The 26630-nt window shown below is 56.4% G+C and carries 32 protein-coding genes; 15 read left to right on the top strand and 17 right to left on the bottom strand.

Going from position 1 to position 26630, the window contains the following annotated elements; genetic code table 11:
• Window positions 1-67: 67 nt before the first annotated feature.
• Genes proC through BUA85_RS14565 form a run of 3 tightly spaced genes read left to right on the top strand, consistent with a single transcriptional unit; the run spans window position 68 to window position 2155 of the window.
• Window positions 68-880, top strand: coding sequence for a pyrroline-5-carboxylate reductase (gene proC, locus BUA85_RS14555; RefSeq protein ID WP_072902353.1), 813 nt, complete (start codon window positions 68-70; stop codon window positions 878-880).
• Window positions 870-1211: a tRNA-binding protein gene (locus BUA85_RS14560; protein WP_072902355.1), complete on the top strand. Its 342-nt coding sequence runs from the start codon at window positions 870-872 to the stop codon at window positions 1209-1211. The genes proC and BUA85_RS14560 overlap by 11 nt, the downstream gene beginning before the upstream one ends.
• Window positions 1208-2155, top strand: coding sequence for a 2-hydroxyacid dehydrogenase (locus BUA85_RS14565; protein ID WP_242649076.1), 948 nt, complete (start codon window positions 1208-1210; stop codon window positions 2153-2155). The genes BUA85_RS14560 and BUA85_RS14565 overlap by 4 nt, the downstream gene beginning before the upstream one ends.
• Here BUA85_RS14565 and BUA85_RS14570 read toward each other — a convergent pair.
• Window positions 2152-2730: a thymidine kinase gene (locus BUA85_RS14570; RefSeq protein ID WP_072902359.1), complete on the bottom strand. Its 579-nt coding sequence runs from the start codon at window positions 2728-2730 to the stop codon at window positions 2152-2154. The genes BUA85_RS14565 and BUA85_RS14570 overlap by 4 nt on opposite strands.
• Window positions 2731-2973: 243 nt before the next feature.
• On the opposite strand from BUA85_RS14570, the gene BUA85_RS14575 reads away from it, so the two are divergent.
• Both BUA85_RS14575 and arsH read left to right on the top strand, forming a co-directional pair.
• On the top strand, window positions 2974-3429 hold the full coding sequence (locus tag BUA85_RS14575) for a hypothetical protein (RefSeq protein WP_072902361.1): 456 nt from the start codon (window positions 2974-2976) through the stop codon (window positions 3427-3429).
• Window positions 3413-4144 (top strand): arsenical resistance protein ArsH, encoded by a 732-nt coding sequence (arsH, locus tag BUA85_RS14580; RefSeq protein ID WP_072902362.1) that lies wholly within the window; start codon window positions 3413-3415, stop codon window positions 4142-4144. The genes BUA85_RS14575 and arsH overlap by 17 nt, the downstream gene beginning before the upstream one ends.
• Window positions 4145-4367: 223 nt before the next feature.
• On the opposite strand, the gene BUA85_RS14585 is transcribed toward arsH, so the two are convergent.
• From BUA85_RS14585 to BUA85_RS14595, 3 genes are read right to left on the bottom strand one after another with little or no spacing between them, the layout of a single operon-like run.
• Window positions 4368-5348 carry an arginase family protein gene (locus BUA85_RS14585; RefSeq protein ID WP_072902364.1) on the bottom strand — a complete coding sequence of 327 codons (981 nt, stop codon included), beginning with the start codon at window positions 5346-5348 and terminating at the stop codon, window positions 4368-4370.
• A complete protein-coding gene (locus tag BUA85_RS14590) occupies window positions 5348-6460 on the bottom strand; it encodes a class II histone deacetylase (RefSeq protein ID WP_072902366.1) in 1113 nt (370 codons plus the stop codon). The genes BUA85_RS14585 and BUA85_RS14590 overlap by 1 nt, the downstream gene beginning before the upstream one ends.
• Entirely contained in the window at window positions 6457-6702 is a 246-nt protein-coding gene (locus BUA85_RS14595) for a hypothetical protein (protein ID WP_072902368.1), read from the bottom strand. The genes BUA85_RS14590 and BUA85_RS14595 overlap by 4 nt, the downstream gene beginning before the upstream one ends.
• A 102-nt stretch (window positions 6703-6804) precedes the next feature.
• On the opposite strand from BUA85_RS14595, the gene BUA85_RS14600 reads away from it, so the two are divergent.
• Window positions 6805-7548 carry a M48 family metallopeptidase gene (locus BUA85_RS14600; RefSeq protein WP_242649077.1) on the top strand — a complete coding sequence of 248 codons (744 nt, stop codon included), beginning with the start codon at window positions 6805-6807 and terminating at the stop codon, window positions 7546-7548.
• Here the strand turns inward: BUA85_RS14600 and BUA85_RS14605 are convergent.
• Entirely contained in the window at window positions 7545-7841 is a 297-nt protein-coding gene (locus BUA85_RS14605; RefSeq protein ID WP_072902543.1) for a CBU_0592 family membrane protein, read from the bottom strand. The genes BUA85_RS14600 and BUA85_RS14605 overlap by 4 nt on opposite strands.
• Window positions 7842-8005: 164 nt before the next feature.
• On the bottom strand, window positions 8006-8668 hold the full coding sequence (gene trhA / locus BUA85_RS14610; RefSeq protein ID WP_072902370.1) for a PAQR family membrane homeostasis protein TrhA: 663 nt from the start codon (window positions 8666-8668) through the stop codon (window positions 8006-8008).
• Window positions 8669-8776: 108 nt separating this feature from the next.
• Between trhA and BUA85_RS14615 the strand changes: the two genes are divergently transcribed.
• The 3 genes from BUA85_RS14615 (at window position 8777) to BUA85_RS14625 (ending at window position 10138) form a co-directional block, all read left to right on the top strand.
• Window positions 8777-9148, top strand: coding sequence for a diacylglycerol kinase (locus BUA85_RS14615; protein WP_072902372.1), 372 nt, complete (start codon window positions 8777-8779; stop codon window positions 9146-9148).
• Window positions 9149-9211: 63 nt separating this feature from the next.
• Window positions 9212-9742 carry a tetratricopeptide repeat protein gene (locus BUA85_RS14620; RefSeq protein WP_072902373.1) on the top strand — a complete coding sequence of 177 codons (531 nt, stop codon included), beginning with the start codon at window positions 9212-9214 and terminating at the stop codon, window positions 9740-9742.
• Window positions 9743-9787: 45 nt separating this feature from the next.
• On the top strand, window positions 9788-10138 hold the full coding sequence (locus tag BUA85_RS14625) for a YigZ family protein (RefSeq protein WP_072902375.1): 351 nt from the start codon (window positions 9788-9790) through the stop codon (window positions 10136-10138).
• 31 nt (window positions 10139-10169) lie between these two features.
• On the opposite strand, the gene BUA85_RS14630 is transcribed toward BUA85_RS14625, so the two are convergent.
• The 5 genes from BUA85_RS14630 to BUA85_RS14650 all read right to left on the bottom strand — a co-directional run bounded on the left by BUA85_RS14630 (window position 10170) and on the right by BUA85_RS14650 (window position 13832).
• Entirely contained in the window at window positions 10170-10556 is a 387-nt protein-coding gene (locus BUA85_RS14630) for a thiol-disulfide oxidoreductase DCC family protein (RefSeq protein ID WP_072902377.1), read from the bottom strand.
• Window positions 10557-10619: 63 nt separating this feature from the next.
• Complete coding sequence (locus tag BUA85_RS14635) at window positions 10620-11405, bottom strand: hypothetical protein (RefSeq protein WP_072902379.1); 786 nt, start codon at window positions 11403-11405, stop codon at window positions 10620-10622.
• 21 nt (window positions 11406-11426) lie between these two features.
• On the bottom strand, window positions 11427-11702 hold the full coding sequence (locus tag BUA85_RS14640; RefSeq protein WP_072902380.1) for a hypothetical protein: 276 nt from the start codon (window positions 11700-11702) through the stop codon (window positions 11427-11429).
• Between the two features lie 64 nt (window positions 11703-11766).
• Entirely contained in the window at window positions 11767-13167 is a 1401-nt protein-coding gene (rimO, locus tag BUA85_RS14645; RefSeq protein WP_072902382.1) for a 30S ribosomal protein S12 methylthiotransferase RimO, read from the bottom strand.
• 71 nt (window positions 13168-13238) lie between these two features.
• Window positions 13239-13832: a GcrA family cell cycle regulator gene (locus tag BUA85_RS14650; RefSeq protein ID WP_072902384.1), complete on the bottom strand. Its 594-nt coding sequence runs from the start codon at window positions 13830-13832 to the stop codon at window positions 13239-13241.
• A 128-nt stretch (window positions 13833-13960) separates the two neighbouring features.
• On the opposite strand from BUA85_RS14650, the gene BUA85_RS14655 reads away from it, so the two are divergent.
• From BUA85_RS14655 to argF, 3 genes are all read left to right on the top strand, one after another.
• Window positions 13961-14761 (top strand): ABC transporter permease, encoded by an 801-nt coding sequence (locus tag BUA85_RS14655; protein WP_072902386.1) that lies wholly within the window; start codon window positions 13961-13963, stop codon window positions 14759-14761.
• A gap of 742 nt (window positions 14762-15503) precedes the next feature.
• A complete protein-coding gene (locus tag BUA85_RS14665) occupies window positions 15504-16667 on the top strand; it encodes an aspartate aminotransferase family protein (protein ID WP_072902390.1) in 1164 nt (387 codons plus the stop codon).
• Window positions 16668-16713: 46 nt separating this feature from the next.
• Window positions 16714-17619: an ornithine carbamoyltransferase gene (gene argF / locus BUA85_RS14670; RefSeq protein WP_072902391.1), complete on the top strand. Its 906-nt coding sequence runs from the start codon at window positions 16714-16716 to the stop codon at window positions 17617-17619.
• 231 nt (window positions 17620-17850) lie between these two features.
• Here argF and BUA85_RS14675 read toward each other — a convergent pair whose 3' ends face one another.
• The 5 genes from BUA85_RS14675 to BUA85_RS14695 all read right to left on the bottom strand — a co-directional run bounded on the left by BUA85_RS14675 (window position 17851) and on the right by BUA85_RS14695 (window position 23262).
• Window positions 17851-18300 carry an NUDIX hydrolase gene (locus BUA85_RS14675; protein WP_072902545.1) on the bottom strand — a complete coding sequence of 150 codons (450 nt, stop codon included), beginning with the start codon at window positions 18298-18300 and terminating at the stop codon, window positions 17851-17853.
• Window positions 18301-18393: 93 nt separating this feature from the next.
• On the bottom strand, window positions 18394-20784 hold the full coding sequence (gene hrpB, locus BUA85_RS14680) for an ATP-dependent helicase HrpB (protein ID WP_072902393.1): 2391 nt from the start codon (window positions 20782-20784) through the stop codon (window positions 18394-18396).
• A gap of 132 nt (window positions 20785-20916) precedes the next feature.
• On the bottom strand, window positions 20917-21201 hold the full coding sequence (gene rpmB, locus BUA85_RS14685; RefSeq protein WP_072902546.1) for a 50S ribosomal protein L28: 285 nt from the start codon (window positions 21199-21201) through the stop codon (window positions 20917-20919).
• Between the two features lie 184 nt (window positions 21202-21385).
• Window positions 21386-22363 carry a methylmalonyl Co-A mutase-associated GTPase MeaB gene (meaB, locus tag BUA85_RS14690; protein ID WP_072902395.1) on the bottom strand — a complete coding sequence of 326 codons (978 nt, stop codon included), beginning with the start codon at window positions 22361-22363 and terminating at the stop codon, window positions 21386-21388.
• A 206-nt stretch (window positions 22364-22569) separates the two neighbouring features.
• Window positions 22570-23262 (bottom strand): NAD-dependent deacylase, encoded by a 693-nt coding sequence (locus tag BUA85_RS14695; RefSeq protein WP_072902397.1) that lies wholly within the window; start codon window positions 23260-23262, stop codon window positions 22570-22572.
• Window positions 23263-23333: 71 nt separating this feature from the next.
• Here BUA85_RS14695 and BUA85_RS14700 point away from each other — a divergent pair, with 71 nt between their 5' ends.
• Window positions 23334-23759: a hypothetical protein gene (locus tag BUA85_RS14700; RefSeq protein ID WP_072902398.1), complete on the top strand. Its 426-nt coding sequence runs from the start codon at window positions 23334-23336 to the stop codon at window positions 23757-23759.
• Window positions 23759-24181 carry a low molecular weight protein-tyrosine-phosphatase gene (locus BUA85_RS14705; protein WP_072902400.1) on the top strand — a complete coding sequence of 141 codons (423 nt, stop codon included), beginning with the start codon at window positions 23759-23761 and terminating at the stop codon, window positions 24179-24181. The genes BUA85_RS14700 and BUA85_RS14705 overlap by 1 nt, the downstream gene beginning before the upstream one ends.
• Here BUA85_RS14705 and BUA85_RS14710 read toward each other — a convergent pair.
• Window positions 24147-24452: an arginine transporter gene (locus tag BUA85_RS14710; RefSeq protein ID WP_072902402.1), complete on the bottom strand. Its 306-nt coding sequence runs from the start codon at window positions 24450-24452 to the stop codon at window positions 24147-24149. The genes BUA85_RS14705 and BUA85_RS14710 overlap by 35 nt on opposite strands.
• Window positions 24453-24698: 246 nt before the next feature.
• On the opposite strand from BUA85_RS14710, the gene lepA reads away from it, so the two are divergent.
• Window positions 24699-26498: a translation elongation factor 4 gene (gene lepA, locus BUA85_RS14715; RefSeq protein WP_072902403.1), complete on the top strand. Its 1800-nt coding sequence runs from the start codon at window positions 24699-24701 to the stop codon at window positions 26496-26498.
• The last annotated feature ends 132 nt before the right edge of the window (window positions 26499-26630 follow it).

The following is a 26630-nucleotide window of genomic DNA, read 5'->3' on the forward strand; positions in this document are numbered from 1 at the left end:
CAGTCCCAGATCGCTTGCGGATCACAAAAGCTTCCCCTACCGTCCGCAAAAATTTGGCGAGGGGTCGATGGAAGAAATTGCTCAAAATGGAATGGTCTTGCTGGGATGCGGCAAGATGGGGTCTGCAATGTTGGCCGGATGGCTTGACGGCGGTTTGCCCGCGTCTTCTGTCTATGTGATCGATCCGATGCCATCCGATTGGGTGCGCGGAACGGGCGTCAACGTGAACACCGATCTCCCCGAGACGCCGAAAGTCGCCCTTATCGCCGTCAAACCGCAAATGATGGGCGCGGCCCTTCCTTCTATGCAGGCGCTGGGCAATGGCGACACGCTATTTATCTCCGTCGCCGCTGGCACCCCAATCGACACGTTTGAAGACGTCTTGGGCGATCAAACTCCCATCGTCCGCGCCATGCCCAACACACCCGCAGCCATCGGGCAGGGGATCACGGCCCTTGTCGGCAACACCCACGTCGATGACGCGGCATTGGGCTTGGCCGAACAGCTCTTGAACGCCGTCGGCCAAACTGTCCGGCTGGATACTGAAGGCCAAATCGACGCGGTTACCGGTGTCTCTGGGTCAGGCCCCGCCTACGTCTTTCACCTGATCGAAACGCTCGCCGCCGCGGGCGAAGCACAAGGCTTGCCTGCAGACCTTTCCATGCAACTCGCCAAAGCAACGGTCGCAGGTGCGGGCGCACTTGCCATGACGGCGGATGAAGACCCCAGTCAATTGCGCGTCAATGTCACCTCTCCAAATGGCACCACGCAAGCAGCACTCGAGGTCTTGATGAGCGAAACTGCTGGGTTCCCAGCTTTGCTCAACCGCGCCGTTGCAGCTGCAACCGACAGATCAAAGGAGCTCGCCCGTGACGCCTGAGATTACCTATGATGATTTCCTCAAAGTCGACATCCGCGTCGGCAAGGTTGTCAAAGCCGAACCCTATCCAGAGGCCCGCAAACCGGCGATCAAGCTCTGGGTCGATTTTGGCGAGGGGATCGGGGAAAAGAAAAGCTCCGCCCAGCTGACCGCCCATTATACGCCCGAGAGTCTTGTCGGTCGTTACGTTATGGCCGTGGTGAATTTCCCGCCACGCCAAATCGGGCGCTTTATGTCTGAGATTCTCGTCCTAGGTTTCACCGATGCTGACGGTGGTGTCGTGCTCGCCACCCCCGACAAAGAGATACCGATCGGAGGATGCCTACATTGAAACGCCTATTGCTCACCCGCAAATTCCCTGACGCCAATATCGCGGCAGCAGAGGCGCATTTCGAAGTGACCGTTATGGATCGCGAAGAGGGCCTAACGCCGGACGAGGCAAAAGACGCTTTAGCGAGTTATGATGCAATCCTCGCGACATTAGGGGACCAATTCTCGGCCGCTGCATTCACCGAACCAACACGATGCAAAATGATCGGGAACTTCGGGGTCGGCTACAACCACATCGACGTAGAGGCCGCGCGAGCCGCGGGTGTCTTTGTGGCCAACACACCCGAAGTCGTCACCGACGCCACAGCCGACATCGCCATGACGCTGATCTTGGCGACCTGTCGCCGCGCTGGTGAAGGCGAAAGGCTCGTGCGTGCTGGCAAATGGGATGGCTGGACGCCCACGTTTATGCTTGGCATGCATGTTACGGGTAAGACGCTCGGCATCGTCGGTATGGGCCGCATCGGCCAAGCCGTCGCCCGGCGTGCGCATTTTGGCTTTGAAATGCCGATCAAATACTTCAACCGCTCGCAAAAATCTGTCGATTTTCCCGCGACCCAAGTTGAGACCCTGAACCAACTCATGTCCGAATGCGACATCATCGTTGTGACCGTGCCGGGCGGCGGAGCCAATACGCAACTCATCAACCGCGAAGCACTTGCAGCGATGAAACCAACCGGCATTTTCGTTAACGTGGCCCGTGGTGATGTGGTGGATGAAGACGCGCTGATCGACGTTCTTGAAGCTGGGCACATTGCGGGCGCGGGTCTTGATGTCTTCGTTAAAGAACCTTTCGTTCCTGAAAGACTGCGTGCTTTGGAAAATGCTGTGCTCTTGCCGCATCTTGGGACGTCGGCCTTGGAAGTGCGAGAGCAAATGGGGCAAATGGCGCTCGACAATATCCTTGCATGGAGCAAGGGAGAAACCCCGCCGCAGCTGGTCTAATCGCCAACGGCCTCGCGCCAATGACGGCGGCAAAGGGAAACATAGGTTTCATTGCCGCCTACTTGCACCTGATCGCCTTCTTTCAGCACATCACCGTTCTCGTCCAGACGCACAACCATCGTGGCCTTCTTACCGCAATGGCAGATCGTCCGCACTTCGCGCATCTCATCTGCCAGAGCCAGCAAGGTCGCGGACCCTGGAAACAATTTGCCCTGAAAATCTACCCGCAGCCCGTAGCACATGATCGGCACACCCAGATCATCCACCGCGCGTGCTAATTGCCACACTTGATCTGGCTCCAAAAACTGAGCCTCATCGACAAACACGCAAGCAAATGGCCCCTCAGTGAGCCGCTTTTCGATCTTCGAGAATAGGTCTTCACCCCATTCAAAGGTATCCGCATCCGCTCCGATCCCAATCCGACTCGCGATCCGTGCGTCGCCAGCGCGATTGTCCAATTTGGCCGTCAGCAAATAGGTCTGCATCCCGCGTTCCACATAGTTGTGGGATGCTTGCAAAAGCACGGTCGACTTCCCTGCATTCATGGTTGAGTAGTGAAAATAGAGCTTTGCCATATCTATCTGATAGGCATAGCAGCGGAGGGTTTCAAACGGATTCAGGGCAGGTGGGATGCAACTTCTTTTTGCGTTGCCGTTATTGCCATCGCCTCAAGGTTTTGGTTTCTGGTTCAAGTTTTTCTGTCGATAAAACCTCGGAAATTATAAGAAATTGACGGTTTTCACAGAAACAATGCTGGAAATCTTAGCAATCCCTGTGCAAACTAGATCAACTTAGTTTCGGGACAGAAGGGGGCGGCTATGTCTCTTCACGGACGGTATCTGAAAAAACATACCGAAGCCTTGGTCAAGGATGTCGGAATCGAAAATGCCTGCGAACTTACGGGCAAGTCCAAGGCAACACTCGGCCGATACTACTCGGACAACGATGAACACGCCGACCGGTTCATGCCGGTGGACGCTGTCGCTGCCCTAGAAGCGAAATCGAGTTATCCGCATGTGACCTCGGCACTTGCGGAATTGAACGGGATCATGCTGTCCTACGATGACAAAAAGCCGAACAAAGAGGGTGGAATAAACTCCGACGTTGTCGCCCTAAGTCAGCGTTTTGCCATGCTTATGGGGGAATATAACCAATCCATCGAAGACGGAATTATCTCGGTCAATGAAGCAAAGCGGTTGCTGAAAGAAACGACCGAGTTACAAAAGGTGCTGATTGATATGAAGCTGCACCTTGAACATGAAACAACCGAATAGCTTGATAGATACGTCCGACCTGCCCAACATCGTTGAGGGGCAACTGAAACCCATCAACGGAACTATACTTGCGCCTGATAATGACCCCGGGCATCCGCCGCGTATCCTTTTGCTTTATGGGTCTTTGCGAGAACAAAGCTATTCACGCATCGCAGCCGAAGAAGGAGCGCGGGTGCTCCGTGCCTTGGGATGCGAGACAAAATTCTTCAATCCCAGCGGCCTCCCGCTTCCGGGTGATGCCGACGAAACGCAACCAAAGGTGCAAGAACTCCGCGATCTGGTCATGTGGAGCGAAGGTATGGTCTGGTGCAGCCCCGAACGGCATGGGACCATGACCGCTGTGATGAAAGCACAAATCGACTGGATTCCTTTGGCCCCCATTGGCGGCATCCGCCCGACGCAAGGCAAGACACTCGCCATCATGCAAGTTTGCGGCGGCTCTCAATCCTTTAACACCGTTAACGAATTGCGCATTTTGGGTCGTTGGATGCGGCTCTTAACCATTCCGAACCAATCTTCTGTGCCAAAAGCTTGGCTCGAGTTCGAAAACGGCCGCATGAAAGCCGGCCCCCTCTACAATCGCATCGTCGATGTGATGGAGGAACTGGCCCGTTTCACATGGCTGACCCGCGCCCGCAAAGATGAGCTGGTGGATCGCTATTCAGAGCGCGTCGAAAGCGCGGAAGATGTGCGAAAACGCGTTGGGCAGAACTGAGCCTTTAGAATCGAGTCTATGAATATTGCCGCCGGATCGCTTGCGATCCGGTTCGCGCCCGACCCCGCCGCCCAGGGCGGGCGCGAAATGGTGAGATTTGCAATAGGTTGTACTCTTCGCGATTTGACGAGCCTTCTGTGCAAATTCAAAACCGCCCTCGGGTTCGGGCGCGAACCTGTCGTCGCGCAGAAAAGCCTACAGTACGAAATTCGGCTCTCGAGAACTAAGCCCGAGCCACGTTCTCCGCCATCATCGAAATCATCTCAAACATCACAGCACTCGCCGTCAACGCCGTGATTTGATTGGGGCTGTCCTTTGTGGGCATCATGCAAACCACATCCCCACCAACGATGTTCAACCCGCGCACGGCGTGCAAAAGCCCGACGGCCTCATCAATATCAAACCCTTTCTCACCGGGCTCAATATTCGAGACACCCGGCGCAATCGTCGGATCAAGACAATCGAGATCAAAGGTGATGTAAACCGGCTTGCCCGCCAGTACCTCACGCGCCTGTGCCACAACATCCTCAAGCCCGCGCTTGCGGAACTCCTTCATCGTCACAACGTTGTAGCCATAGTCATAAGACGGTTGCAGCCAATCGAGCGTCCGCGCATGGCCCCGCAATCCGATCTGCATCGAATGGGTCGGATCAACCTGACCCTGATCTGCCAAATAGGCTCCCCAATGCGCTGCCGATTTCTTCGCACCTAGGAAATGATCCACCTTGGTGAACACATCCGTATGCGCATCCAAATGCAGAAAACAAACTGGTTCTCCATTCGTGATCTGCCCACAGCCCAAAGCCTGCACAATCCCGCCAGTAATCGAATGATCCCCACCGATAGAGACGGGCCGCGCACCAGCAGCATCGATTCCCTTATAGAATTGCGTGATATCCTCATTGCACGCTTCATTGTCATTCGCGCGAGGGAAGGGCACATCGCCCACGTCCACAATCTTAGCTGATGCCCAAGGGTCAATACCAAAGCCCCCATGCACCCGCCGCGACACGCTCGAGACGTTCCGCAAGGCGCGCGGCCCTAGATGCTGGTCCCTTTCGGTCGTGCCGTTACCGACAGAATGCGGCACCCCGACGAGCGCAATATCGGCACCTTCCGGCCCCTCATTCGGACAACGATACAGTGTTGGAATGCCCCACCAATAGAGGTTCTCCATCATCGCGGCATCATGCTTATCGGCCATTACCCCTCACTCGCCAGACGTTGGGCAAACCCTTCTAAAACGCTTGTCAAATAGGCATCAAACGCCGCATCCGGTTGCCGCAAATCAAACACGCCATCAAAGGGATCAGCCGCTTCGATGCTACTGCCGGACATACGCTGCAGCACCGCGTGGCCGCAAAACGGCACGTAGTTCTCTGAATAGCCGCCCTCATGCGACATCATCAGCTTGCCGCCACATAGCTCGTCGGCCAGCGCCATCACCTGATCCGTCATCATGGCAAAGGTGTCATGCGTGGCCAACATCCGCCCCAGCGGATCATTGGCCCCCGCATCAAACCCACAGGCAATGATGATCACATCCGGCTTGAAATCGCGGATCGCGGGCAGGGCGAGCATCTCCATTGCTTGCAAATACCCGGTATGACCAACACCCGGCGGCAACGGGATATTGAGGTTGTAGCCAAGGCCAGCCCCTTCGCCTCGATCCTTAAACGCGCCGGTATCCATCGGATAGTTGCGATCTTGGTGGATAGAGATCGTCAGAACATCGTCGCGATCATAGTAAATCGCCTCTGTTCCATTGCCGTGGTGTACATCCCAATCCAACACGACAAAGCGCTCTGCCAACCCTTCCGCCTTTGCCGCTTCAATTGCGACGGCAAGGTTGTTGAACAGACAGAAACCATTTGGATAATCCGGCAAACAATGATGCCCGGGCGGACGTGATAAGGCGTAAGCGTTCTTTTGTTCGCCCCGCAACACAGCCGCCAATGCCGCCTTGCTTAAACCTGCTGAAAGCGCGGCCAACTCATAGCCACCCGGCCCAAATGGTGTCCTGCGACCCAATTCGCCGCCTTTATCATCCGACAACGCCTTAAACTCATCCAGATAATGTGCGGGATGCACCCGCTCTAAATCTTCCCGACTGGCCAAAGGCGCGCTTGAGACAGCCAGATCATGGATCAAACCGGTCACTTCCATCAGGTTCTTCAAACGCCGCTTTGTCTCAGGGCTTTCCGGCAATCCAGCCGTCTCAGACGGTTGAACCAAACCACCTACCGGCAGCAGCCCCGCGTAATTGCCACCGCCATGCCAAAAGCTGCGTTCGTCGCAATAAAACCCCGTGCTCATGTCTTCTCCGCTTCTTCTCTCAATTGATACACGCCTTCGGGCAAATCCAAGGCGGCTCCCAAATCGCGCAGCTGCGTCAGGGACAGTGTCACAACGCGGTCTTCCTTCAGCCGAGGGTCATATTGCGTCACCGTCACGCAATCCTCGAACGCGTGAATGATCACATCTTCTTTTAGCGGGGCGTCGGCCTCATCCATCAGGGTCACGATGGTGGCGTCAAATTCGTGCTCAATCGTAAACATAACCGCAGCCTATCGTGCTCAATTCCGGTTGCAAGCAAAGACCCGCGCTTAACGAAAACGTGGGGTCAGGGCTCTGGCAACCGCGGTTTCAGATGCTATTTTATGGTCACAGCAACAATGATCGACCGGATGCGCCTCCCAACTATAGCACTCCTTCTTGCCGTCTTGGCGTCCTGCGCGCCCGCGCCACAACAGCGGCCGCCAGACGGCACGCTGTCAAAAGCGCCGGCGTCGCTCTTTCGACCAATAGAAGAACGTGTCCCGCCTCGCGAAGCACGGCGAAATTTCGTAGCGGTGGTCAATGCCGTTGAACCTGTCGCGGAACGTGTTTGCCGAGAACGAACAAACGATGTGAATTGCGATTTTCGAATTGTAGTCGATGACACAGTAAACGCGTCGCCGAACGCGTTCCAAACAGAAGATGACGATGGACGCCCCATTATCGGATTTACCGTTTCGCTCATTGCTGTGACCCGAAACCGCGACGAACTTGCCTTCATCATGGCCCATGAGGCGGCACACCACATTCGGGGACATCTTCAACAGTCCCGCCAAAACGCGCAACTCGGTGCAACGATAGCTGGGGCTCTGTTTGGTGGGGAAGGGGCCGCCGCCGAGGCTGCACAGCAGATCGGGGCGGCGATCGGCTTTCGTACCTATTCCCAAGACTTCGAACTAGAGGCAGACGCCCTCGGTACAATCATCGCTGCACGTGCCGGATTCGACCCGATTAACGGCGCTCAGTTCTTTAATCGCATCCCTGACCCGGGCAATCGCTTCTTAGGGACACACCCGCCTAACAGAGAACGATTGGCGACTGTCCAAAGGGTTGCAGCTGGTCTTTAAGCGACGCTTTGAACCAGCGTGTCCGTGCTGTTGCCAGCTTTCTTTCCAAACCGCACATAAATCCCCCAGCTTGAAATCACGATCCAAAACACTTGGATCAGCGCCGAGGCGAGGTTGAATGAGCTCATCAACCCGATCAAAACAAAAGTCGCCGCAAGCCAATTCAGGTTGAAATAGCCGGCCTGTTGCGATGTGAGTTTGCCAATCGTCAAAAGACCGTAGTTGATCACGTAAAGAACAAATCCCGTCACTCCAATCACTTCGAAAAGACTTACATCTGCTGGCAATGTCATGTCCCGTCTCCCTAAAAATTTGGTTCTAAAAATAAAGTCAAAATCAATGACCAGAACCATAGAGGGAAGGAGAGACAAAGCAGGTCAGGGAAACCCGACTTAGGGTCAAATCGAGGGTGGGGTTTCCCTTACCCGAAACGAAAATGGGTCAGGAATTCCCGACCTCAGACCATGGAAACAGCCATCGCGCCTAATGTGATGGCGGCAAAAAAGCAGGCCGATGCGGCCACGACAAAGCCGTGCCAAATCGCGTTGGAGAATTTCAATCGGTCCCACATAAAGAAAATGACACCAACAGTGTAAAGCGCGCCGCCAACCGCAATCAGCACCATCGTCGGGGTCGGAACCACGGGGGCCAGCTCCCAAATCAAGGCAACGCTCAGCCACCCCATCGCCAGATAAAGCCCTGTGCTGAACCACCCGGGGCGCTGCCAAAAGAAAAGCTTGGTCACAACGCCGAAAATGGCCAAAGCCCAAACCACACCAAGGATCACGTAGGCAAACGCCGATCCAATCATCGCGACAAGAGGCGTATAGGTGCCGGCAATCTTCACATAGATCGCTGCATGATCAATCTGCCGCAACCGCGGCCGCAAGCTCTCCCAAGGGGTCATGTGGTAGAAGGCCGATGCGAAGAACGTCGCGATCAACGCGCTCGCATAAACGGTCAAAGCGATGGCTTGCCCCGTCCCAAGATGCCCAAAGGACCAAATGATCAGGTAGCACGCACCAACAATAGCGCCCATAACACCGACCAGATGCATCGATCCATCAGCAATCCGTTCAGAGACGGCATAATTGGGATATGGAGTTTGCGGTTTTCTCATAACATCAAGCCTAGGTGCGCAAGCCTGCCGGTCAAACCTTAACCTTGGGTCAACTTGACGCTCCGTGATGTAACGTGATCATTAACGCGACCAAAGGGAGGGCGTCACATGATCGGGTTTCTAAGCAAACAAGGCAGACGCGTCGTCCAGCGTGCCATCTGGTCATGGGACGGCTTTATCCACGTCTTCAAAACCGAAGGCTCCCTCGCACAATGGCTCGTCGCCAACGCCGTTTTCGCGGTGCTCGCCTTTGCCCTACCACTCACCGCAGGAGAACGCGGGTTCCTCCTAATGGGCGGCATCATGGTGCTGGCGATGGAATGCGTGAACACGGCCATCGAACGCGTCGTCGATGACATCGGCACAGAACGCCGCGACCTCGCCAAACAAGCCAAAGACTGCGGATCCGCCGCCGTCGCTGTCACAGCCATCGGTGTCGGCATCGGCTGGGTCTGCGTGATTGTCGGCCTCCTCACCTAATCGTGCCTCGCCATCCGCACCACGCGCGCTATCTTCCCTTCTGACCCCAACAGGAGACCTCCCATGCGCCTCATCCTCGCAACCCTCGCTCTACTGCCCACAACAGCCCTCGCCGCCAGCTCCAGCAGTTCTGACGCCCCAAAACCCACCGAAACCACGGAAGTCTGCGAAGAAGGCCTCGTCTGGGATCTCGCCACTGAAACCTGCCTCCCGCCAGAGCAAAGCACCAATGAAGACAGCGCCATGATGGACGCCGTGCGCGAGCTTGCCCACGATGGCCGCTATGCCGACGCTTTGCGTGTGCTAGACGGGCTTGACGACGCCACAACCGACCTCGCGCTCACCTACTACGGCTTCGCCCACCGCAAATCCGGCAACACCGCCCTCGGCATGGCCTACTACGGCGCCGCCTTGGATCAAAACTCCGACAATATCCTCGCCCGCTCCTATATGGGCCAAGCTCATGTTGAGGCAGGGCAGCTCCAACTCGCCTCCGCCCAACTCAGCGAAATTCGTAAACGCGGCGGTCGCGGCACTTGGGCCGAATTCTCGCTCCGCCAAGCCATCGGCTCAGGCGTGACCTACAGCTACTAACAGACCGACTGGACAATTGTGCCGCCCAAAGGTCATTTGGGCGGCATGAAGATCATCGACAACGCGCTCAGTGACCGAGGCTCCAAATACGCGGTCTCAGGCGGCCCTGTGACCACAGCGGAAGAGGCGACGGCCTTCATCAAACAGCTCTGCCGTGCCAAAAAATTCGCCAAAGCCAGCCATAACACATGGGCGGTGATCCTGCCCGACGGCACGCCGATCAAGAATGACGACGGTGAGTCGGGCGCAGGCATGGTGATCTTAAGAATGTTGGAACGCGAAGATCTGACAGGCCACATCATCGTCGTAACCCGTTGGTTTGGCGGCACAAAACTCGGCGGCGACAGGTTTAGACGGGTCAAAGATGCCGTGCGTGTCTATTTGGATGACGATTGAGTAAAGGCTGCGCACGCGCGTAACCCACGGGTTACGCTGCTTTCTCCGCCCGCCGCTTCCGCGCCAAATGCCACCGGTAAATCCCCGACGCCAGCACCCAGTCATAGGCCAACCCTGCCACCTGCTTGATCCCCGGCAAGCCCACAATCCGGCCCAACCATCGATACTTTGGCATCTGTGCCCAAAGCACCAAAAACGCAGGAATGCCCGACGTCAGCGCCCCCTCATGCACCACATAAAGCCGCCGCGCCGCCTGATCCTCGGTCAAATCCCAAGCTTCTCTGGCAGAGGTGTTCAGATCATCAAACCGGATCGGCAAGCCCTGTGTCTCCGCATATTTGGCATAATGCGAGATCTCAAAGTTACAAACGGGGCACTCCGCGTTGTAAAGAACAGCGGTCTCGTTGGTTTGGGTCATACTTGATAGATATGTGCGTTTTGGTGGGCGTCCAGAGGCAGGACGTCGCAGGTTGTTGAAATCTTATACGCACATTTTTGCCAAAAGGTTGTCCGCAAACAGACCGCCAGGTTCAAAAAAGATGTTCTGGTCGGTTGGGAGCTTAGATTTATCAAATTGCCGCAATTCACTTTCTCGATTTGTAAGTGTGACACTCTTTGCATTTGAGAAATCGAGTCTTGATTGATTGAATCCCAAGTCGCTGATGCCGATACAGATGACATTGGTATTATTAATCCTTTGGTTCGCCAACTCATATCCACTAAGACTGGCACCCGGAATAAAATCATCGACACTGACTATGTTCAGTTCAGGTTCAAAGTCGGTAGGGCGATTTTCGCAGGCTTCTGTGAAAGCCTTTATGTCGCCAAATTCTAATTGGTTTCTTGGGTTTGAGATAGGAGATTGTGCAAAGAGTCGAATTCGGAAACCTACTTTTTCGAACAAATACATCGGAACATTGCTTGCCGAACCTTTTTGAGAGTGTCCAGAAAGCAAGCCTAATGTGCCGTGTGGTTGATGTATTTCGAAGCTTAGTGTCGGGGCCGGCCACTTGAGAATATTTTTTTGCTGCCACGTTAAAAAATCGACATCGAAAAGCCGAGATGCGGCTAACCTACTTCTGGCCTCAAAAACACGGTCATAGTTCAAGGATACGACTTTTATCTGGGCAATTTGGTCGAGACGTTTTTGATACTTGTCTACCAAACTTTCAGTATTCGATTGCTTCAGGTATTTACCGAGCTCAAAGACGAATTTTTCTATCCAACTTTCGAGAAGTGAGTCTTTGTTGGTTGCTTCACCGTTCACCAGAGAGCTTGCAACAGCTTTTTAAAGTGCTGCACGATCTGCAATGCCGTCAAGGCCAGAAGCAATTCTATCTAAGGTTAGTTCCGGCTGATCTCTAATCGCTTGGATCGACCTTTTTGCTGCCATTTGCGAAATACCAAGTCGATCCGGTCGAATGCTCAAATTCTCCAGAACATCGAGTTTCAACTCTTGCCAAGTGGGTAATCCGTAGTCCTTTGAAGATCCTGCGCCTAAGACAATTGCCAGAGGACCGTCATCCAAGAGATCAAAAAGTTTTGGTACAGTAAGATTTTTCATAAATTACTCTAATGAAATGGCATTTAGGGCTCCGCCCGTGCGCGGCTGAATTGATCCGCCCGGATCAATTCCGAGACGCCACGCACCCCCACAAATCATACTCCCCCGCCTCATCAACCTCAACGCGAATAACATCCCCAACCGACAAGCCGTCGGTCCCCTCATCGATAAACAAATTTCCGTCGATCTCCGGCGCGTCGGCCCATGTCCGGCAGGTAGCCACCCCATCCTCGTCGATGTCGTCGACAATGACCTCCAGTACTTTCCCAACCTTCGCGGCCAGCTTCGCCTCTGAAATCGCCTGAGACTTCGCCATAAACCGATCCCAGCGGTCTTGCTTCACGTCATCCGGCACATGATCCGGCAGGTCATTCGACCGCGCGCCAGCGACATTCTCATACTGAAAACACCCGACCCGATCCAACTGCGCCTCGTCCAGCCAATCCAGAAGATGCTGAAATTCGGCTTCCGTCTCCCCCGGATAGCCCACAATGAACGTGGAGCGCAGCGTGATCTCCGGGCACTCCGACCGCCACGCCTTAATCTCATCCAACGTTCGAGCCGCCGCCGCGGGGCGGGCCATGCGGCGCAGCACATCGGGGTGGGCGTGTTGGAACGGGATATCAAGATACGGCAGCACCCCATTCGACGGATCCGCCATAATCGGGATCAGATCGCGCACATGCGGATAGGGGTAGACATAGTGCAGCCGGACCCAAGCGCCCAATTGCCCCAACTCTCGCGTTAGGTCCGTGATATGGCTGCGCACCTCGCCGTCTTTCCACGGGTTCACATCATATTTCCGGTCGAGCCCATAGGCGCTGGTGTCCTGAGAAATCACCAACAATTCCTTCACGCCCGCGTCCACCAGCTTCTCCGCCTCGCGCAGAACCGCATGAGCGGGACGAGACGCCAACCGTCCGCGCATGTCAGGGATGATGCAGAACTTGCACTTGTGATTGCAGCCCTCGGAAATCTTCAGATAGCTATAGTGCCGCGGCGTGAGAGAAACATTCTGCGCAGGCAACAGATCAATAAACGGATCAGGGGCAGGGGGCACCGTGTCATGCACCGCATCCAACACCTGTTCATACTGATGTGGCCCCGTCACGGCCAAAATCTGCGGATGATGTGCACGGATATACTCAGGCTCCGCCCCCAAACAGCCGGTTACAATGACCCTGCCGTTCTCCTGCAACGCCTCGCCAATCGCATCCAGACTTTCCGCTTTGGCGCTGTCAAGAAACCCGCAAGTGTTCACGATCACCGCCTCGGCCCCCTGATAATCGGGGCTGATCGCATAGCCTTCGGCCCTTAGCCGCGTCAGGATGCGCTCACTGTCCACAAGCGCTTTCGGACACCCCAGCGAAACCATCCCAATCGTCGGCTGCCCGTCCCGCGGGGCTTCTGAGAGTTTGGCTTTGGGGGCAAGGTCCGGGCGAAGGTTGGGTGGGTTTTGGGTCATCTAAAAGCCTATGAAAAAACGGGGTGCCGAAGACACCCCGTATATTAATTCGCAACTAAGAGCGGCGCCACTTACCGCCGACGGTCCCGCCGTGCGCTCATCGGTTGGAAGGCCACGCCGACATGGGCCTCGCAGTAAGGTTTGCCAGCTTGCACGGGCAGACCGCAGAACCAGAAATCATCGGTTGCGGGATCGCCAACGGGCCATTTGCAGGTTTTTTCGGTCAGCTCCATCAACGACAGCTTCTTCGCGGTCTTCTCAACCTCATTCACCTTGGCCAAGGCTTCCGGGCTGATCTCATTCGCTGAAGGCTGCGGAGGCAAAGGCTGCCCCGCTGGAATGATCGCACGGCGCGCGGCAGAGATTGGGATGCCGTTTTCATCCAACTCCGGCTCTTCCTTGGCCGGCTTTGACGCAGGCGCGGCCTTCGTCTTCGCCTTGGGCGGAGCTTTTGGCGTTGCCGGTTTCGACGGCGCCTTTTCCTTGGCCGCGGCTTTGCCCGCGTTGCCACCAGAGCCCGCGCGGTTCGACAGGCCTAAACGGTGCACTTTACCAATTACTGCGTTGCGAGTGACGCCGCCCAGTTCTTTTGCGATCTGGCTTGCGGATTGGCCTTCGCCCCACATCCGCTTGAGCGTTTCAACGCGTTCATCTGTCCAGGACATATAAGTTCCTTCAACTCGAAAGGCGGGATGTTTCCTACATCGGGCCTTGCTTAATCCAACGATCCCCTATTCTAAGCATTGCAGGGCCGGATACAACCACCCGCAGCGCATTCTGGATAGGTATCGCAATGTCACAACAATCAATGGGCGTCCGCAGATTTGGGCGCGTCAATTGGATCGGTGTCGCCACGCTTATAGAGCGGGAAGTGAAACGCTTTATGAACGTCTGGTCGCAAACCATCATGGCGCCTTTGATCAATGCGGGGCTGTTGTTGATGATCTTCACGATTGCCATCGGGCCGACCCGAGGCGAGGTGATGGGCGTTCCGTTCATGACGTTCCTTGTGCCCGGCATTCTGACCATGACAGTGATCCAAAATGCCTTTGCCAATACTTCGTCTTCAATCACCTCGGCTAAGATCGGCGGTAATATCGTGGATACGCTTATGCCGCCCTTGAATGCGGCTGAACTGTTAGTCGGCTATGTGACAGGTGCGGTCATAAGAGGGGTGATGTGTGCAATCGTAATCGCTTTGGGAGGCTGGATTTTCCTTGGAGTGACGATTGAGAACCCGTTGTGGGTCGCAGCATTTGTTTTGCTCGGAACAATAATGATGGGTGGCTTGGGGTTGATAGCAGGTGTCTATGCGCAGAAATTCGATCAGCTCTCTGCGATCCAGAACTTTCTGGTCACACCGCTCGCCTTCCTATCCGGCACGTTTTATTCAATCGAGGCCTTGCCGCCTGCGCTTAACACGCTCTGCCACTTCAACCCATTCTTCTACATAATCGACGGGGTCCGGTTCGGCATGATCGGCGTCAGCGACAGCTCTCCCTGGGTCGGTCTTGTGGTCGTGTTGGCGGCGACGGCGGCGGTCTTGTGGCTCAACCTGCGCTGGCTCAGAAGTGGGTATCGCCTCAAGGCCTAGAAGCTCTGGTTCGGGTGTGGGTTCAGGTGTAGGCTCCGGCGGCGGTGCCTTTGAGACGACCCCTTCGGGCAGTGGATCTTTGATAGCGACACCTCTGTCTGCCATAACCTCGCTAAAGAGCTGAACAGACGGCAGATCGGCAGCGGACACAAACTCTTCAGCGCCGTTTTTGTAGACAAGGATCAAGTCACTGTCGTCGGTCCAATGCGTCATTCGGAAATGCGCAATATCGCTGATCGGAACCATCTTGGGATCCCGCCAAGCGGACAGCGTAACAAAACGGTCATCGACACGCACCCCGGCAACAGGAAGGCGGGACAAAAACCAGATGATCATCACCGCCGTCAGCCCCCAAACCGCACCCAAGACCATCGGCGTTTGGCCTTGCGTGGCATAGCCGATCAAAATGGCAATGCCCAATGCGGCAAACCATGAGATGTGGCGGCGGACGCCAAGACGGTATTCGTAGACCTCTTCCATTGTTTCCCAACTAGCTCTGCAATGCGTCATCAATTGGGCCGGATTTCGAAAAACTTTCGAACTTCCGTGAGGGAAAGAAAGGGGTTCACAAAGCTAAACCCTGCCTCTAAATAGCGCGCATGAGCAAAACGATGACAAAATTGAACCGACGCCGACGCTAATTGCGCCGCACGTCCGTCTATTCGTTTCTCTAACCCACCAAAATTGTTGACTTAGCCCCGCTGCTCCGGCACGTCTCGGGCTTCAAATTAAGGATGATCCGATGATCTCTTCCGTTCTACCGACCTACAATCGCGCGCCGCTGACGTTTGTGTCCGGCGAAGGCTCTTGGCTGGTGGAGAAAGACGGTCGACGTTTTTTGGATTTCGGCGCCGGCATTGCGGTGAATGCGCTGGGTCATGCGCATCCTGTTTTGACCAAGGCGCTGACGGATCAAGCGGGGCAGGTTTGGCATCTGTCCAATCTCTATGAAATTCCGGCGCAAAAGCAGTTGGCCGACAAACTGGTCGATCTGACCTTTGCGGACACTGTGTTCTTCACCAATTCCGGCACGGAAAGCTGTGAATTGGCGGTGAAGATGGCGCGGAAATACTGGTTCGATAAAGGCGAAGATCGCAGCGAAATCATTGCCTTTGAAGGGTCCTTCCACGGTCGATCTTCCGCGGGGATCGCCGCTGCTGGATCAGAGAAGATGACCAAAGGGTTTGGCCCTTTGTTGCCGGGATTCACCCATCTGCCGTTTGGTGACCACGATGTCCTAAACGCAGCCATTTCGGACAAAACAGCTGCCGTCTTGGTCGAGCCTGTGCAGGGCGAGGGCGGTATTCGTCCACTACCGGATGCGTGCCTTAAGGGATTGCGGGATCTGTGCGACGCACACGGCGTTCTGTTGATCCTTGACGAAGTACAATGCGGTGTCGGACGGACAGGCAAACTCTTTGCGCATGAATGGGCGGGGATTTCGCCTGACATCATGATGGTTGCCAAAGGCATCGGCGGGGGCTTCCCTCTTGGCGCGGTGCTGGCCACTGAAGACGCGGCCTCCGGTATGACGGCAGGCACACATGGGTCGACCTATGGCGGCAACCCATTGGGATGCGCTGTTGGCAATGCGGTGATCGACATCGTTACTGAGCCAAATTTCCTTGAGGAGGTGAACCGCAAGGCCGGACTTTTGCGTCAAAAGCTGGAAGGGCTTGTTGCCGATAATCCAGACGTTTTTGATAGCGTTCGAGGCTCTGGCCTGATGTTAGGACTAGTTTGCAAAGCAGCAAATACCGATGTCGTCGCGGCGGGGTACGCCCAAGAGCTTTTGACCGTGCCAGCCGCTGACAACACTGTTCGTTTGCTACCGCCGCTGAACCTTTCGGATGAAGAGTTGGGCGAGGCTGTCTCACGCCTCGACGCAGCTGCAAAGTCACTCTGAATTTAAGATGAATAACCGGCGGTTCGCGCCGCCTTTGAGGACTCCCATGCCACATTTTTTGGATATTCACACAACGTCCCAATCCGATTTGCGGACAATCATCGACAGCGCGCATTCAATGAAAACCGCGCGCAATGGCCGCCCAAAAGGGGCCAAGGACGATGACCAACCGCTTGCCGGCCATATGGTCGCGCTGATCTTTGAGAAGCCGTCAACACGGACGCGCATCTCCTTCGATGTGGGCGTGCGCCAATTGGGCGGTGAAACCATGGTCCTGTCCGGGGCCGACATGCAGCTGGGTCACGGTGAAACCATCGCCGACACGGCCCGCGTTTTGTCGCGATATGTCGATCTGATCATGATGCGCACGTTTGAAGAAGACACGCTGCTGGAAATGGCGGAATACGCGTCGATCCCAGTGATCAACGGTCTGACGAACCGTACACATCCCTGTCAAATCATGGCTGATGTGATGACATTCGAAGAACATCGCGGCCCGATCAAAGGTAAAAAAGTGGTCTGGTCCGGCGACGGCAATAACGTGTTCGCCAGCTTCGCCCATGCCGCGAAACAGTTCGACTTTGACCTTGTGTTCACGGGGCCAGAACCACTTGATCCCGAACCTGCGCTTGACGGACTTTATTCGACGGTACGCAACCCGCAAGAGGCCGTTGAAGGCGCGGATTTGGTTGTGACCGACACTTGGGTCAGTATGCACGATCCGCAATCGGCGCGCGAGCGTCGACATAACCAGCTGCGGGGATATCAGGTCAATGATGAGTTGATGAGCCACGCCAACGATGACGCGTTGTTCATGCATTGCTTGCCCGCCCACCGCGACGATGAGGCGACCTCATCTGTGATGGACGGCCCGCATTCCGTGATCTTTGATGAGGCTGAAAACCGACTTCACGCGCAAAAGGCGATTATGCGGCATTGTCTAGGGCTTTGAGTTCTTTCGCCTTATTGGATTGAAGCACCGCGCTTAAGCTTTGCACTCGGATCGCCCTGCGATCCGGTTCGCGCCCGACCCCGCCCCCCAGGGCGGTCGCGAAGTTTCAAGGTTTGTTATAGATAAACACCTTTGCACGTTGCGGTGACGTCGGCGTAAGTTCAGAGCCACCCTCGGGATCGGGCGCGACCCTATCGTTGCGAAAGGGGCTAAAGACATAAAGCCGCTCGATCAAAGCTGGTCGAGCGCGTCTCTCATCCCGTCGTCATCGATAAGGTCTTTCGCCTCTTCAATGTCGACCCATTTACGGTCGCGTTTATTCGCCTCTGGAAAGCGTTTCTTGGTGTCGGTCACTTCAACCGCATAAACGTTTGTCTGACAGGCAATAGTGCGTCCGTCATCATACTTCTTTTCGCCGCGATAGCTGGCGAGGGGATCATTCGCGACCTCGCCTGACTTCACTCCAGCTTCTTCCCAAGCCTCTTGCATAGCCGCCTGTGCGTCGGTCTTTCCGTCCATCGGCCAGCCCTTGGGGAATATCCAACGGCCATTGGAACTGGTGATGAGTAGCACCTTGCGGCCCGTCTTCGTTTCGCGATGACACAGGGCCGCCACCTGAGAAACAGGCGGTCGGAAATAGGATTTTGCCTCCGCAAACGCGGATTTAAGTTGAGCAATCATAAAGATACCTGCCGGTTCTTTTTTGTTGTATTGTGGATAACTTAACAAAATCTGTGGATAAATTCAATTCACGCGACGTGACGTCTTTGTCAGCTATGATTTCCGCCGCTTCGCCCGCAGCGTTGGATCGGCCTGCGTCGGATCCTCAGGCCACGGATGTTTCGGGTAGCGTCCGCGCATATCCCGCCTGACATCGGCGTAGGACGTGGCCCAAAAGCCCGGAATGTCTTGTGTCGTTTGAACAGGTTTTTGACCGGGCGACAGCAATGTCACGCGCAAAGGGGTTTTGCCAACGGTCGGGTGCGTTGTCTGTCCAAACATCTCTTGCAATCGCAAGGTGATTTCCGGCGCCGGTCCGCTATAGTCGATCGGAATGTCGCGCCCCAAGGGCGTGGTAAAATGCGCAGGTGCGTCTGCGTCCAAACGCTGCATCTGCGTCCAATCCAGCATCGCGCGCAGGGCAGGGAGGATATCAAAACCCTTCCACTCCTCTGCTGTGCGTACGCGGCCCAAATGGGGCAAAAGCCACTCCTCCAGCCTCTCCAATAAGGCCTGATCTGACATGTCGGGCAAACCTTCAACCAAGGCTACCCGTGCCCGAAACCGTTCCGCCGCAGGAGAGGGGCGCAACCCCATCTGCCGCACACCGTCCAACATGGCGCGGGCCACTTCGTCTTCAGCGACATCCTTCCAGACCCGATCCTGCAGCACCAAGGCGTCAAACACCTCTTGCTGACGCGCCAAGATGCGCCCGTCACGCCGTGACCACCTGCACACGCCGCGCCACGTGATCGCATCGCCATAGACTTCGCGCAGCTCATTCTCCGTCAAATGCGCCGCCAGCCGAACCTTTGCCTCGCGCGCATCCCCGTCTAACGCGCAAGCAACGATCAACCGTTGACCGGCCAAGCCATCGGCCGCGTCCAGAACCGCGCCCTTGCCACCCGACAACACATAGCGCGGATCATCGCCCTTGCGCCGCAACCCGATCCGATCCGGAAAGGCGAGGGCAAGCTGTTGGCCAACGGTCAAATCCGTTTCCGCCCCCGCGAGCTTGCGAAACCGCTTCGCATCCTCCGCAATCGCCCGAAACCGCGCATCATTGCTCGCCATAGCCTTCAGCCGCGTGGTGATATCTGCATCACCGCCCTGCATCGGATCGCGATGACTGAGCAATGCAGCCAATTCGGCAGCACTTGGGCCGCCCTTCACCAACATATGCGCCAATCGTGGGTGCAGCGGCATCTGCGCCACCTTGCGCCCATGATCGGTGATCCGCCCGTTGCTCAATGCGTCCAACCGGGCCAAAAGTGCGCGGCCCTCTTCCAACCCCTGTGCCGGCGGTTGCGTTAGAAACGCCAAAGCGCTTGGCTCCGCCCCCCATTGCGCCAGCTCCAACGCAAGACCTGTCAAATCCGCCGTCTCAATCTCTGCAGGCGGGAAAGCGGGCAAAGCCCCGTCCTCCGCTCGCGCCCAAAGCCGGTAGCATATGCCTTCCGCCACGCGCCCCGCGCGCCCCGCGCGCTGGGTGGCCTCCGCTCGGCTGACAGCTTCCGTCACCAGTCGAGACATGCCAGAACGCGGATCAAACCGTGCCCGCCGCGCGCGGCCAGTGTCGACAACCACGCGAATGTCCTCGATGGTCAAAGAGGTTTCCGCAATCGACGTCGCCAAAACCACCTTTCGCTTCTCGCCTTTCAACGGCCGGATCGCACGGCGCTGCTCGGCAAATGGCATGGCGCCATAAAGCGGCAAAACCTCGCAATCTTTAGACGCACGCAACTGATCCTGAACCGCACGAATTTCACCCGCTCCGGGCAAAAACACCAAAACGCCGCCTGCGGACTCTTCCAAGGCTCGCTCAACCAAATCCACGGAGCGCCACACAAAATCCCGCCACCCGCCAAGCTTGCCCACAGGACGATCAAGCCACCTCACATCAACGTCAAACGCACGGCCCTCCGAGGTCACCGCCGGCGCGCCTTCCAACAATTCTGCCACAGGCCCCGCATCCAGCGTCGCCGACATCACTAGCACCGCTAAATCCTCCCGCAGCGCTTGCCGGACCTCCCAAACCAAAGCGAGGCCAAGATCGGCATTCAAAGACCGCTCGTGAAATTCGTCAAAGATTACAACGCCGACACCGTCCAAAGACGGATCGCTCTGAACCATGCGGGTTAGTATACCCTCGGTCACAACCTCAATGCGCCGACCGGCCACACTGTCGCCGCGCATCCGGTAGCCAACGGTTTCACCAACACGCTCATCCAGCTGTTCGGCCAACCGTTCCGCCGCAGCACGCGCCGCCAGTCGCCGCGGCTCCAACATGATAATCTTTTTATCCGTCAGCCCGGCATCCAAGAGGGCCAAAGGTACGCGCGTGGTCTTCCCCGCACCCGGCGGCGCCTGCAACACAGCGCGCCCCGCATCCCGCAACGCCGCAACCACCTGCGGCAGAACATCTTCTATTGGCAAACCAGACATAGGCACATATCGCCCCGACTGCCCCCAACAGGCAACCTCATTCTCCTTTGAGCAAAAATACCTCCGCCGGAGGCACAAAAAAGCCCCGGGCGCCGAAGGCGGCCGGGGCCAAATCTCTCAAGGAAGCGCTGCTTAGGCAGCCGTCGCCTTGGCGATCTCTTTCTTCACTTTCAAAGCGTTTGGAGACAGCTCAGCATCTTTCGCTTTCGCCAAATACGCGTCCAAACCACCACGGTGGTCGACAGAGCGCAAAGCCGCGTTGGAAATACGGAACTTGAACGTTCGACCCAGTGCTTCAGACTGCAAAGACACATCCTGCAGGTTTGGCAAGAAACGGCGCTTTGTTTTGTTGTTGGCGTGGCTGACATTGTTGCCAGACATTGGGCCCTTACCTGTAAGCTCGCAACGGCGCGACATGATCATCTTCCTTCGTCTATATGAGGCGTCCACCGACCCATACGGGGGGACATCCATCAACGGGTGAGCGGCCCCATCGTCCGAGGCCATGAATTCGGTTCGCGCCAGATAGGAGGATTCCTCACGCCGGTCAAGGGACTTTGACCCAAAATGACGTATGGAACGTAAGTTCCATGCAATTGAGTCAGAGTTTCCTTATCACATCCGCCGCCGCCGCCGTGGCAGAGATAGCGCCACGCGCCACTTCATCCTCCATCATCGCGATATGCGCGCGTATTTCAGGATCGCGGTGCAGCCGTTCGAGCAGCTGAATATGGACCTCTTCACTGAACCAATAGCGCGCCTGATCCGTGCGGGTTCTGTCCCATACCCCTTGGGTTCGCCGCCATGCCATCAACTCTGACATGGCCTCCCAAGCCTCTTGCAGGCGATCCGCTTCGAGCGCGGAAACGGTCAGCGCCTTGGGGAAGCCATCGGGGTCTTGCGGGCGTTTGCGCAGCAATCGCAACGCACCGGCGTAATCGGCATAGGTTCGCAAAGCTTGCGGTTTCAAATCGCCATCAGCTTTGTTGACCAAAATCAGATCGGCAATCTCCATGATCCCGCGCTTGACGCCCTGCAACTCATCCCCGCCCGCGGGGGCCAACAGCAACAAGAACAGATCAGACATCTGCGCCACAACCGTTTCCGATTGCCCGACGCCGACTGTCTCGATCAGCACAATGTCGTATCCCGCGGCCTCGCAGAGTGCCACGGCTTCTCGGGTACGGCGTGCGACACCGCCCAGTTGCGATTGGCTGGGGGAAGGGCGGATGAACGCCTTCGGATCGCGTGAGAGCAAATCCATGCGGGTTTTATCCCCGAGGATCGACCCGCCAGAACGGGCAGACGAGGGGTCCACCGCCAGAACGGCAACAGTTTTGCCCATGCCCGTCAGCATGAGGCCAAAGCTCTCAATAAAGGTCGATTTTCCAACGCCGGGCGTGCCAGAAAGGCCAATCCGCAATGCTTGCCGGTCTGAACCCGAGGCCTGCAACAGGTCCAAGGCTTGCGCGCGATGATCCTCGCGCCCGCTTTCCACAAGCGTGATCGCCCGCGCCAGCGCACGGCGATTGCCGGTTCTAATCTGTTCTGCCAGTTCTTTGATCTTGTCCGATGCCATGCAGGCGTTCTGCCGAGTCTCATCTGACAAGTCTAGTCCGGATCGCTTGCGGTCCGTTCGCGCCCGCCCCCGCCCCCCAGGGCGGGCGCGAATGAGCATGGTCAGTTTCTAATTGAACCCTCTGCACTTTGCCGAGCACTCTGCACAAACTCCGAGCCGCCCTCGGTATCGGGCGCGAACCTGCTGTTGTACCAGACCCCAGACCTCTAGTCCGGATCGCCCAGCATATCCGCGACCCACTGCGGCACAACTTCTGTGGCAGGGCCATACCGATGCGCCGCAAAGGCCGATTGGACGTCAGAAGGCGCAAGGTTCAGTTCCAATGTATCAGCCCCAAAGGCATCCGCCATCTGAACAAACCCCGCCGCCGGATAAACCGCGCCACTTGTCCCGATAGCCACAAACAGATCGCACTCACTCAAGGCACGTTCAATCCGGTCCATGTGGTAGGGTATTTCCCCGAACCATACGATGTCCGGTCGAGTTTGAGGCTTTCCGCAAGACGGGCAGGGGTCGTCTTTGTCCATCGCTTCAGGTGCGGGCCAAACGGCGCCACAACTTGCACAAAGCGCTTTCATCAACTCCCCATGCATGTGGATCACATCTGTTCCGCCACCACGTTCATGTAAATTGTCGATGTTCTGCGTCACCAGCGTCACATCATGGCGGGAGTTCTGAAGCTCGGCCAAAGCAAAGTGGGCCGCGTTTGGCTCAGCCTTCAAGCAATTGGAGCGCCGAGCGTTATAAAGCGCATGCACCTTTGCTGGATTGCGCGCAAAAGCCTCCGGCGTGGCCACGTCCTCGATATTCACTTGCGTCCATAACCCATTTTCATCTTGAAACGTTCCCATGCCGCTTTCTGCCGAAACGCCTGCGCCGGTGAGAATAACAATCTTCATTTGGTCCCCGATTTTGCAGATCAGAAAATTTTTGCTACAGTTTCTCAAAGCCTACTGGGGAGGGAACCCAAATGAAAACGCCAATCCACTTGTGGATTGTCGGAGTGGTGTCGCTGGTTTGGAACAGCGGCGGCGCCTTCGACTATGTCATGTCAAAGACTCAAAACGCCGATTACCTAGCAAATCTTCCCGCCGAAGCGATTGAATTCTTGAACAATACCCCACTTTGGTTTGACGCGGCTTGGGCCATTGGGGTGTGGTTCTCGGTCCTTGGCTCCTTGCTCCTACTTTTCCGGTCACGATTGGCAGGTTCCGCATTTGCGCTCTCGCTGGTCGGTTTGATCGTTTCGTCGGTCTATACTTACGGGTTGGCCGAACAACGGACATTTGAGGCAGGCGGAACAGCTGCTCTTATCTTCTCTATCGCAATTCCCATAGTTTTGATCCTGCTGTGGATCTACGCCCGTGCCATGACCCGTCGAGGTGTCTTGCACTGATGCGCGTCCTCTGCGTGTGTTTGGGGAATATCTGCAGGTCTCCGGCGGCCGAAGCGGCGTTGCGCGACCGGGGCGTCGAAGTAGTTAGCGCCGGAACCGGCGATTGGCATGTGGGAAAACCGCCTTATCAGCCAATGCAAGATGCAGGACAGGCTCTTGGCCGTGACTTAACCAGCTTGCGCGCCAGACAGTTCAACGCTTCGGATTTCCAGAACTTCGATCTAATCCTCGCCATGGATGAGGACAACGCCGCAGATATTGAACGCCTCCGCCCCGCGGGCTCAACCACGCCTGTTCGATTGTTCGCAGATCGAGCCGTGCCCGACCCGTACTATACCCGCGATTTCGAAGGCGCTTGGGCGATGATCGAAAAGGCAGCCGACGCGCTTATCGCCGACAGGATTGTTCAGCCCGCTGAGTGAACGAGCGATAGCGATCCCAAAACCGTTCGTCACTCCGCCGGTTGGAAATCCGCGTGTCATTCGCCAGTTCAGGATTTTCAAAGAACGTCGCCACCCGTGCTTGATCCGACCCATTGAGCGTTGCATTCGCAGCGTTCTGCACACAAGCGCACAACGTCCGCGATGCCGCTTGCCGATCTGCCGCAAGGCAAGCCTTGCCAACTTCGCCCGTCACCCGAGGCCCACATGCGGCCAAAGCAAGAGCGACACAAGAAATAAGCAAAAGGCGCATGATCTTATCCAGCAAGTTTCGAAGGCAATCTCTCGCAGTTAGTTTGAACCGCTGACAGATCAAAGTTCAAGCCGTTGCCCGACCGTCAGGCGAACTTTTGCGTGAAGGAACCGTGACTTATCAGATCGATCTCCGCCTGCCTCCAATCATGTGGCGCCGTTCACCAACCAATTCGCCCGCACGTTTCGCCAACCGCTCCATTCTGCCCCATTGACGGGCTGGGAAATCCCTTACATATCCCCTGTCATGACAGATCTTTCGCATATCCGTAATTTCTCCATCGTCGCCCATATCGACCACGGGAAATCCACGCTCGCTGATCGCCTGATCCAAGACACGAACACGGTGGCCGACAGGGACATGAAGGCGCAGCTGTTGGACTCTATGGATATCGAGCGCGAACGCGGCATCACCATCAAAGCCAACACCGTACGGATCGAATATAAGGCCGATGATGGAGAGGATTACGTCCTCAACCTGATCGACACCCCCGGCCACGTTGATTTCGCCTATGAGGTCTCTCGCTCGATGCGCGCGGTTGAAGGGTCTCTGCTGGTGGTGGACTCCACCCAAGGGGTCGAGGCGCAGACCCTTGCCAACGTCTACCAAGCCATCGATGCGGATCATGAGATCGTCCCCGTCTTGAACAAGATCGACCTGCCTGCGTCCGAATGTGACCGTGTGGCGGAACAGATCGAAGACGTCATTGGCATCGACGCCACTGACGCGATCCAAGTCTCAGCCAAAACCGGCGTCGGCATCCACGAAACGCTTGAAGCCATCGTCACCAAACTTCCCGCGCCTGAAGGCAACCGCGATGCGCCGCTCAAAGCCATGCTGGTGGACAGCTGGTATGACCCGTACCTCGGCGTTGTCGTCCTCGTCCGCGTGATCGACGGCGAAATGCGCGTCAAAGACCGCGTGAAATTCATGTCCAACGGCACAATCCACCAGATCGATCGTTTGGGCGTTTTCCGCCCCGACATGGAAAACATCGACGTCCTCGGACCAGGAGAGATCGGCTTTATCACCGCATCGATCAAACAGGTCCGCGACACCCGCGTCGGCGACACGATCACGTCCGAAAAGAAGGGTGCGGAAGAAGCGCTCGACGGCTTCAAACCGTCCCAACCCGTGGTCTTCTGTGGCCTCTTCCCCGTGGATTCCGCCCAGTTCGAAGACCTGCGCGATGCCATCGACAAATTGGCCCTCAACGACGCCAGCTTCAGCTTTGAAATGGAAACCTCCGCCGCGCTGGGCTTCGGCTTCCGCTGCGGCTTCCTTGGCCTCCTGCACCTCGAAGTGATCCGCGACCGGATTGAGCGCGAATATGACATCGAGCTTATCACCACCGCGCCTTCCGTGATCTATCACGTCTACATGCGCGACGGCACCAAGATCGACCTACACAACCCCGCCGATATGCCCGACGTAACCCATGTCGATCATATCGAGGAACCACGGATCAAAGCCACGATCCTTGTGCCCGACGACTACCTCGGCGACGTGCTGAAGCTCTGCCAAGAACGCCGCGGCGTGCAGCTGGACCTGACCTATGCCGGCTCCCGCGCGATGACGGTCTATGACCTGCCGCTCAATGAGGTCGTGTTTGATTTCTACGACCGCCTGAAATCGGTGACGAAGGGCTATGCCTCCTTTGACTATCAACTCACGGGTTACCAAACCGATAACCTCGTCAAAATGAGCGTGCTGGTGAACGAAGAACCCGTCGACGCGCTCTCCATGATGGTCCACCGCGACCGGGCAGAGATGCGGGGCAGGGCGATGGTCGAAAAGCTCAAAGACCTCATCCCCCGCCACATGTTCAAAATCCCGATCCAAGCGGCGATTGGCGGCAAGGTGATCGCACGGGAGACGTTGAGCGCGCTTCGCAAAGACGTGACGGCGAAGTGTTACGGCGGGGACGCGACGCGGAAACGCAAGCTGCTGGATAAGCAGAAGGCGGGTAAGAAGAAGATGCGTCAGTTTGGGAAGGTGGATATCCCGCAGGAGGCCTTTATCAGCGCCTTGAAAATGGACAGCTAAAGCTGACCATATCGGGCTGATTGAAAGCAGTGCGCGTCAGGCATTTTTGCGCAGCAAATGTGCCGAGAGCGGCACTCGGTTGATGCCGAATAGATTATAAGTTCCGGTACAGTCTATTGTGGCCCTTATTTG

This window comes from Cognatiyoonia sediminum (assembly GCF_900129845.1).
Lineage (GTDB): Bacteria > Pseudomonadota > Alphaproteobacteria > Rhodobacterales > Rhodobacteraceae > Cognatiyoonia > Cognatiyoonia sediminum.

Bases quoted from the DNA above. Each gene is read 5' to 3' on its own strand.
- BUA85_RS14650 (WP_072902384.1), bottom strand. From the start codon at position 13,832: ATGTCCTGGACAGATGAACGCGTTGAAACGCTCAAGCGGATGTGGGGC.
- arsH (WP_072902362.1), top strand. From the start codon at position 3,413: ATGAAACAACCGAATAGCTTGATAGATACGTCCGACCTGCCCAACATC.
- BUA85_RS14630 (WP_072902377.1), bottom strand. From the start codon at position 10,556: ATGACCCAAACCAACGAGACCGCTGTTCTTTACAACGCGGAGTGCCCC.
- BUA85_RS14655 (WP_072902386.1), top strand. From the start codon at position 13,961: ATGTCACAACAATCAATGGGCGTCCGCAGATTTGGGCGCGTCAATTGG.
- lepA (WP_072902403.1), top strand. From the start codon at position 24,699: ATGACAGATCTTTCGCATATCCGTAATTTCTCCATCGTCGCCCATATC.
- argF (WP_072902391.1), top strand. From the start codon at position 16,714: ATGCCACATTTTTTGGATATTCACACAACGTCCCAATCCGATTTGCGG.
- proC (WP_072902353.1), top strand. From the start codon at position 68: ATGGAAGAAATTGCTCAAAATGGAATGGTCTTGCTGGGATGCGGCAAG.
- BUA85_RS14625 (WP_072902375.1), top strand. From the start codon at position 9,788: ATGAAGATCATCGACAACGCGCTCAGTGACCGAGGCTCCAAATACGCG.
- BUA85_RS14600 (WP_242649077.1), top strand. From the start codon at position 6,805: ATGGTCACAGCAACAATGATCGACCGGATGCGCCTCCCAACTATAGCA.
- BUA85_RS14710 (WP_072902402.1), bottom strand. From the start codon at position 24,452: ATGCGCCTTTTGCTTATTTCTTGTGTCGCTCTTGCTTTGGCCGCATGT.
- meaB (WP_072902395.1), bottom strand. From the start codon at position 22,363: ATGGCATCGGACAAGATCAAAGAACTGGCAGAACAGATTAGAACCGGC.
- BUA85_RS14620 (WP_072902373.1), top strand. From the start codon at position 9,212: ATGCGCCTCATCCTCGCAACCCTCGCTCTACTGCCCACAACAGCCCTC.
- BUA85_RS14595 (WP_072902368.1), bottom strand. From the start codon at position 6,702: ATGTTTACGATTGAGCACGAATTTGACGCCACCATCGTGACCCTGATG.
- BUA85_RS14700 (WP_072902398.1), top strand. From the start codon at position 23,334: ATGAAAACGCCAATCCACTTGTGGATTGTCGGAGTGGTGTCGCTGGTT.
- trhA (WP_072902370.1), bottom strand. From the start codon at position 8,668: ATGAGAAAACCGCAAACTCCATATCCCAATTATGCCGTCTCTGAACGG.
- BUA85_RS14705 (WP_072902400.1), top strand. From the start codon at position 23,759: ATGCGCGTCCTCTGCGTGTGTTTGGGGAATATCTGCAGGTCTCCGGCG.
- BUA85_RS14575 (WP_072902361.1), top strand. From the start codon at position 2,974: ATGTCTCTTCACGGACGGTATCTGAAAAAACATACCGAAGCCTTGGTC.
- BUA85_RS14615 (WP_072902372.1), top strand. From the start codon at position 8,777: ATGATCGGGTTTCTAAGCAAACAAGGCAGACGCGTCGTCCAGCGTGCC.
- rpmB (WP_072902546.1), bottom strand. From the start codon at position 21,201: ATGTCGCGCCGTTGCGAGCTTACAGGTAAGGGCCCAATGTCTGGCAAC.
- BUA85_RS14675 (WP_072902545.1), bottom strand. From the start codon at position 18,300: ATGATTGCTCAACTTAAATCCGCGTTTGCGGAGGCAAAATCCTATTTC.
- BUA85_RS14695 (WP_072902397.1), bottom strand. From the start codon at position 23,262: ATGAAGATTGTTATTCTCACCGGCGCAGGCGTTTCGGCAGAAAGCGGC.
- BUA85_RS14605 (WP_072902543.1), bottom strand. From the start codon at position 7,841: ATGACATTGCCAGCAGATGTAAGTCTTTTCGAAGTGATTGGAGTGACG.
- BUA85_RS14585 (WP_072902364.1), bottom strand. From the start codon at position 5,348: ATGGCCGATAAGCATGATGCCGCGATGATGGAGAACCTCTATTGGTGG.
- BUA85_RS14590 (WP_072902366.1), bottom strand. From the start codon at position 6,460: ATGAGCACGGGGTTTTATTGCGACGAACGCAGCTTTTGGCATGGCGGT.
- BUA85_RS14570 (WP_072902359.1), bottom strand. From the start codon at position 2,730: ATGGCAAAGCTCTATTTTCACTACTCAACCATGAATGCAGGGAAGTCG.
- BUA85_RS14640 (WP_072902380.1), bottom strand. From the start codon at position 11,702: ATGAAAAATCTTACTGTACCAAAACTTTTTGATCTCTTGGATGACGGT.
- hrpB (WP_072902393.1), bottom strand. From the start codon at position 20,784: ATGTCTGGTTTGCCAATAGAAGATGTTCTGCCGCAGGTGGTTGCGGCG.
- rimO (WP_072902382.1), bottom strand. From the start codon at position 13,167: ATGACCCAAAACCCACCCAACCTTCGCCCGGACCTTGCCCCCAAAGCC.
- BUA85_RS14665 (WP_072902390.1), top strand. From the start codon at position 15,504: ATGATCTCTTCCGTTCTACCGACCTACAATCGCGCGCCGCTGACGTTT.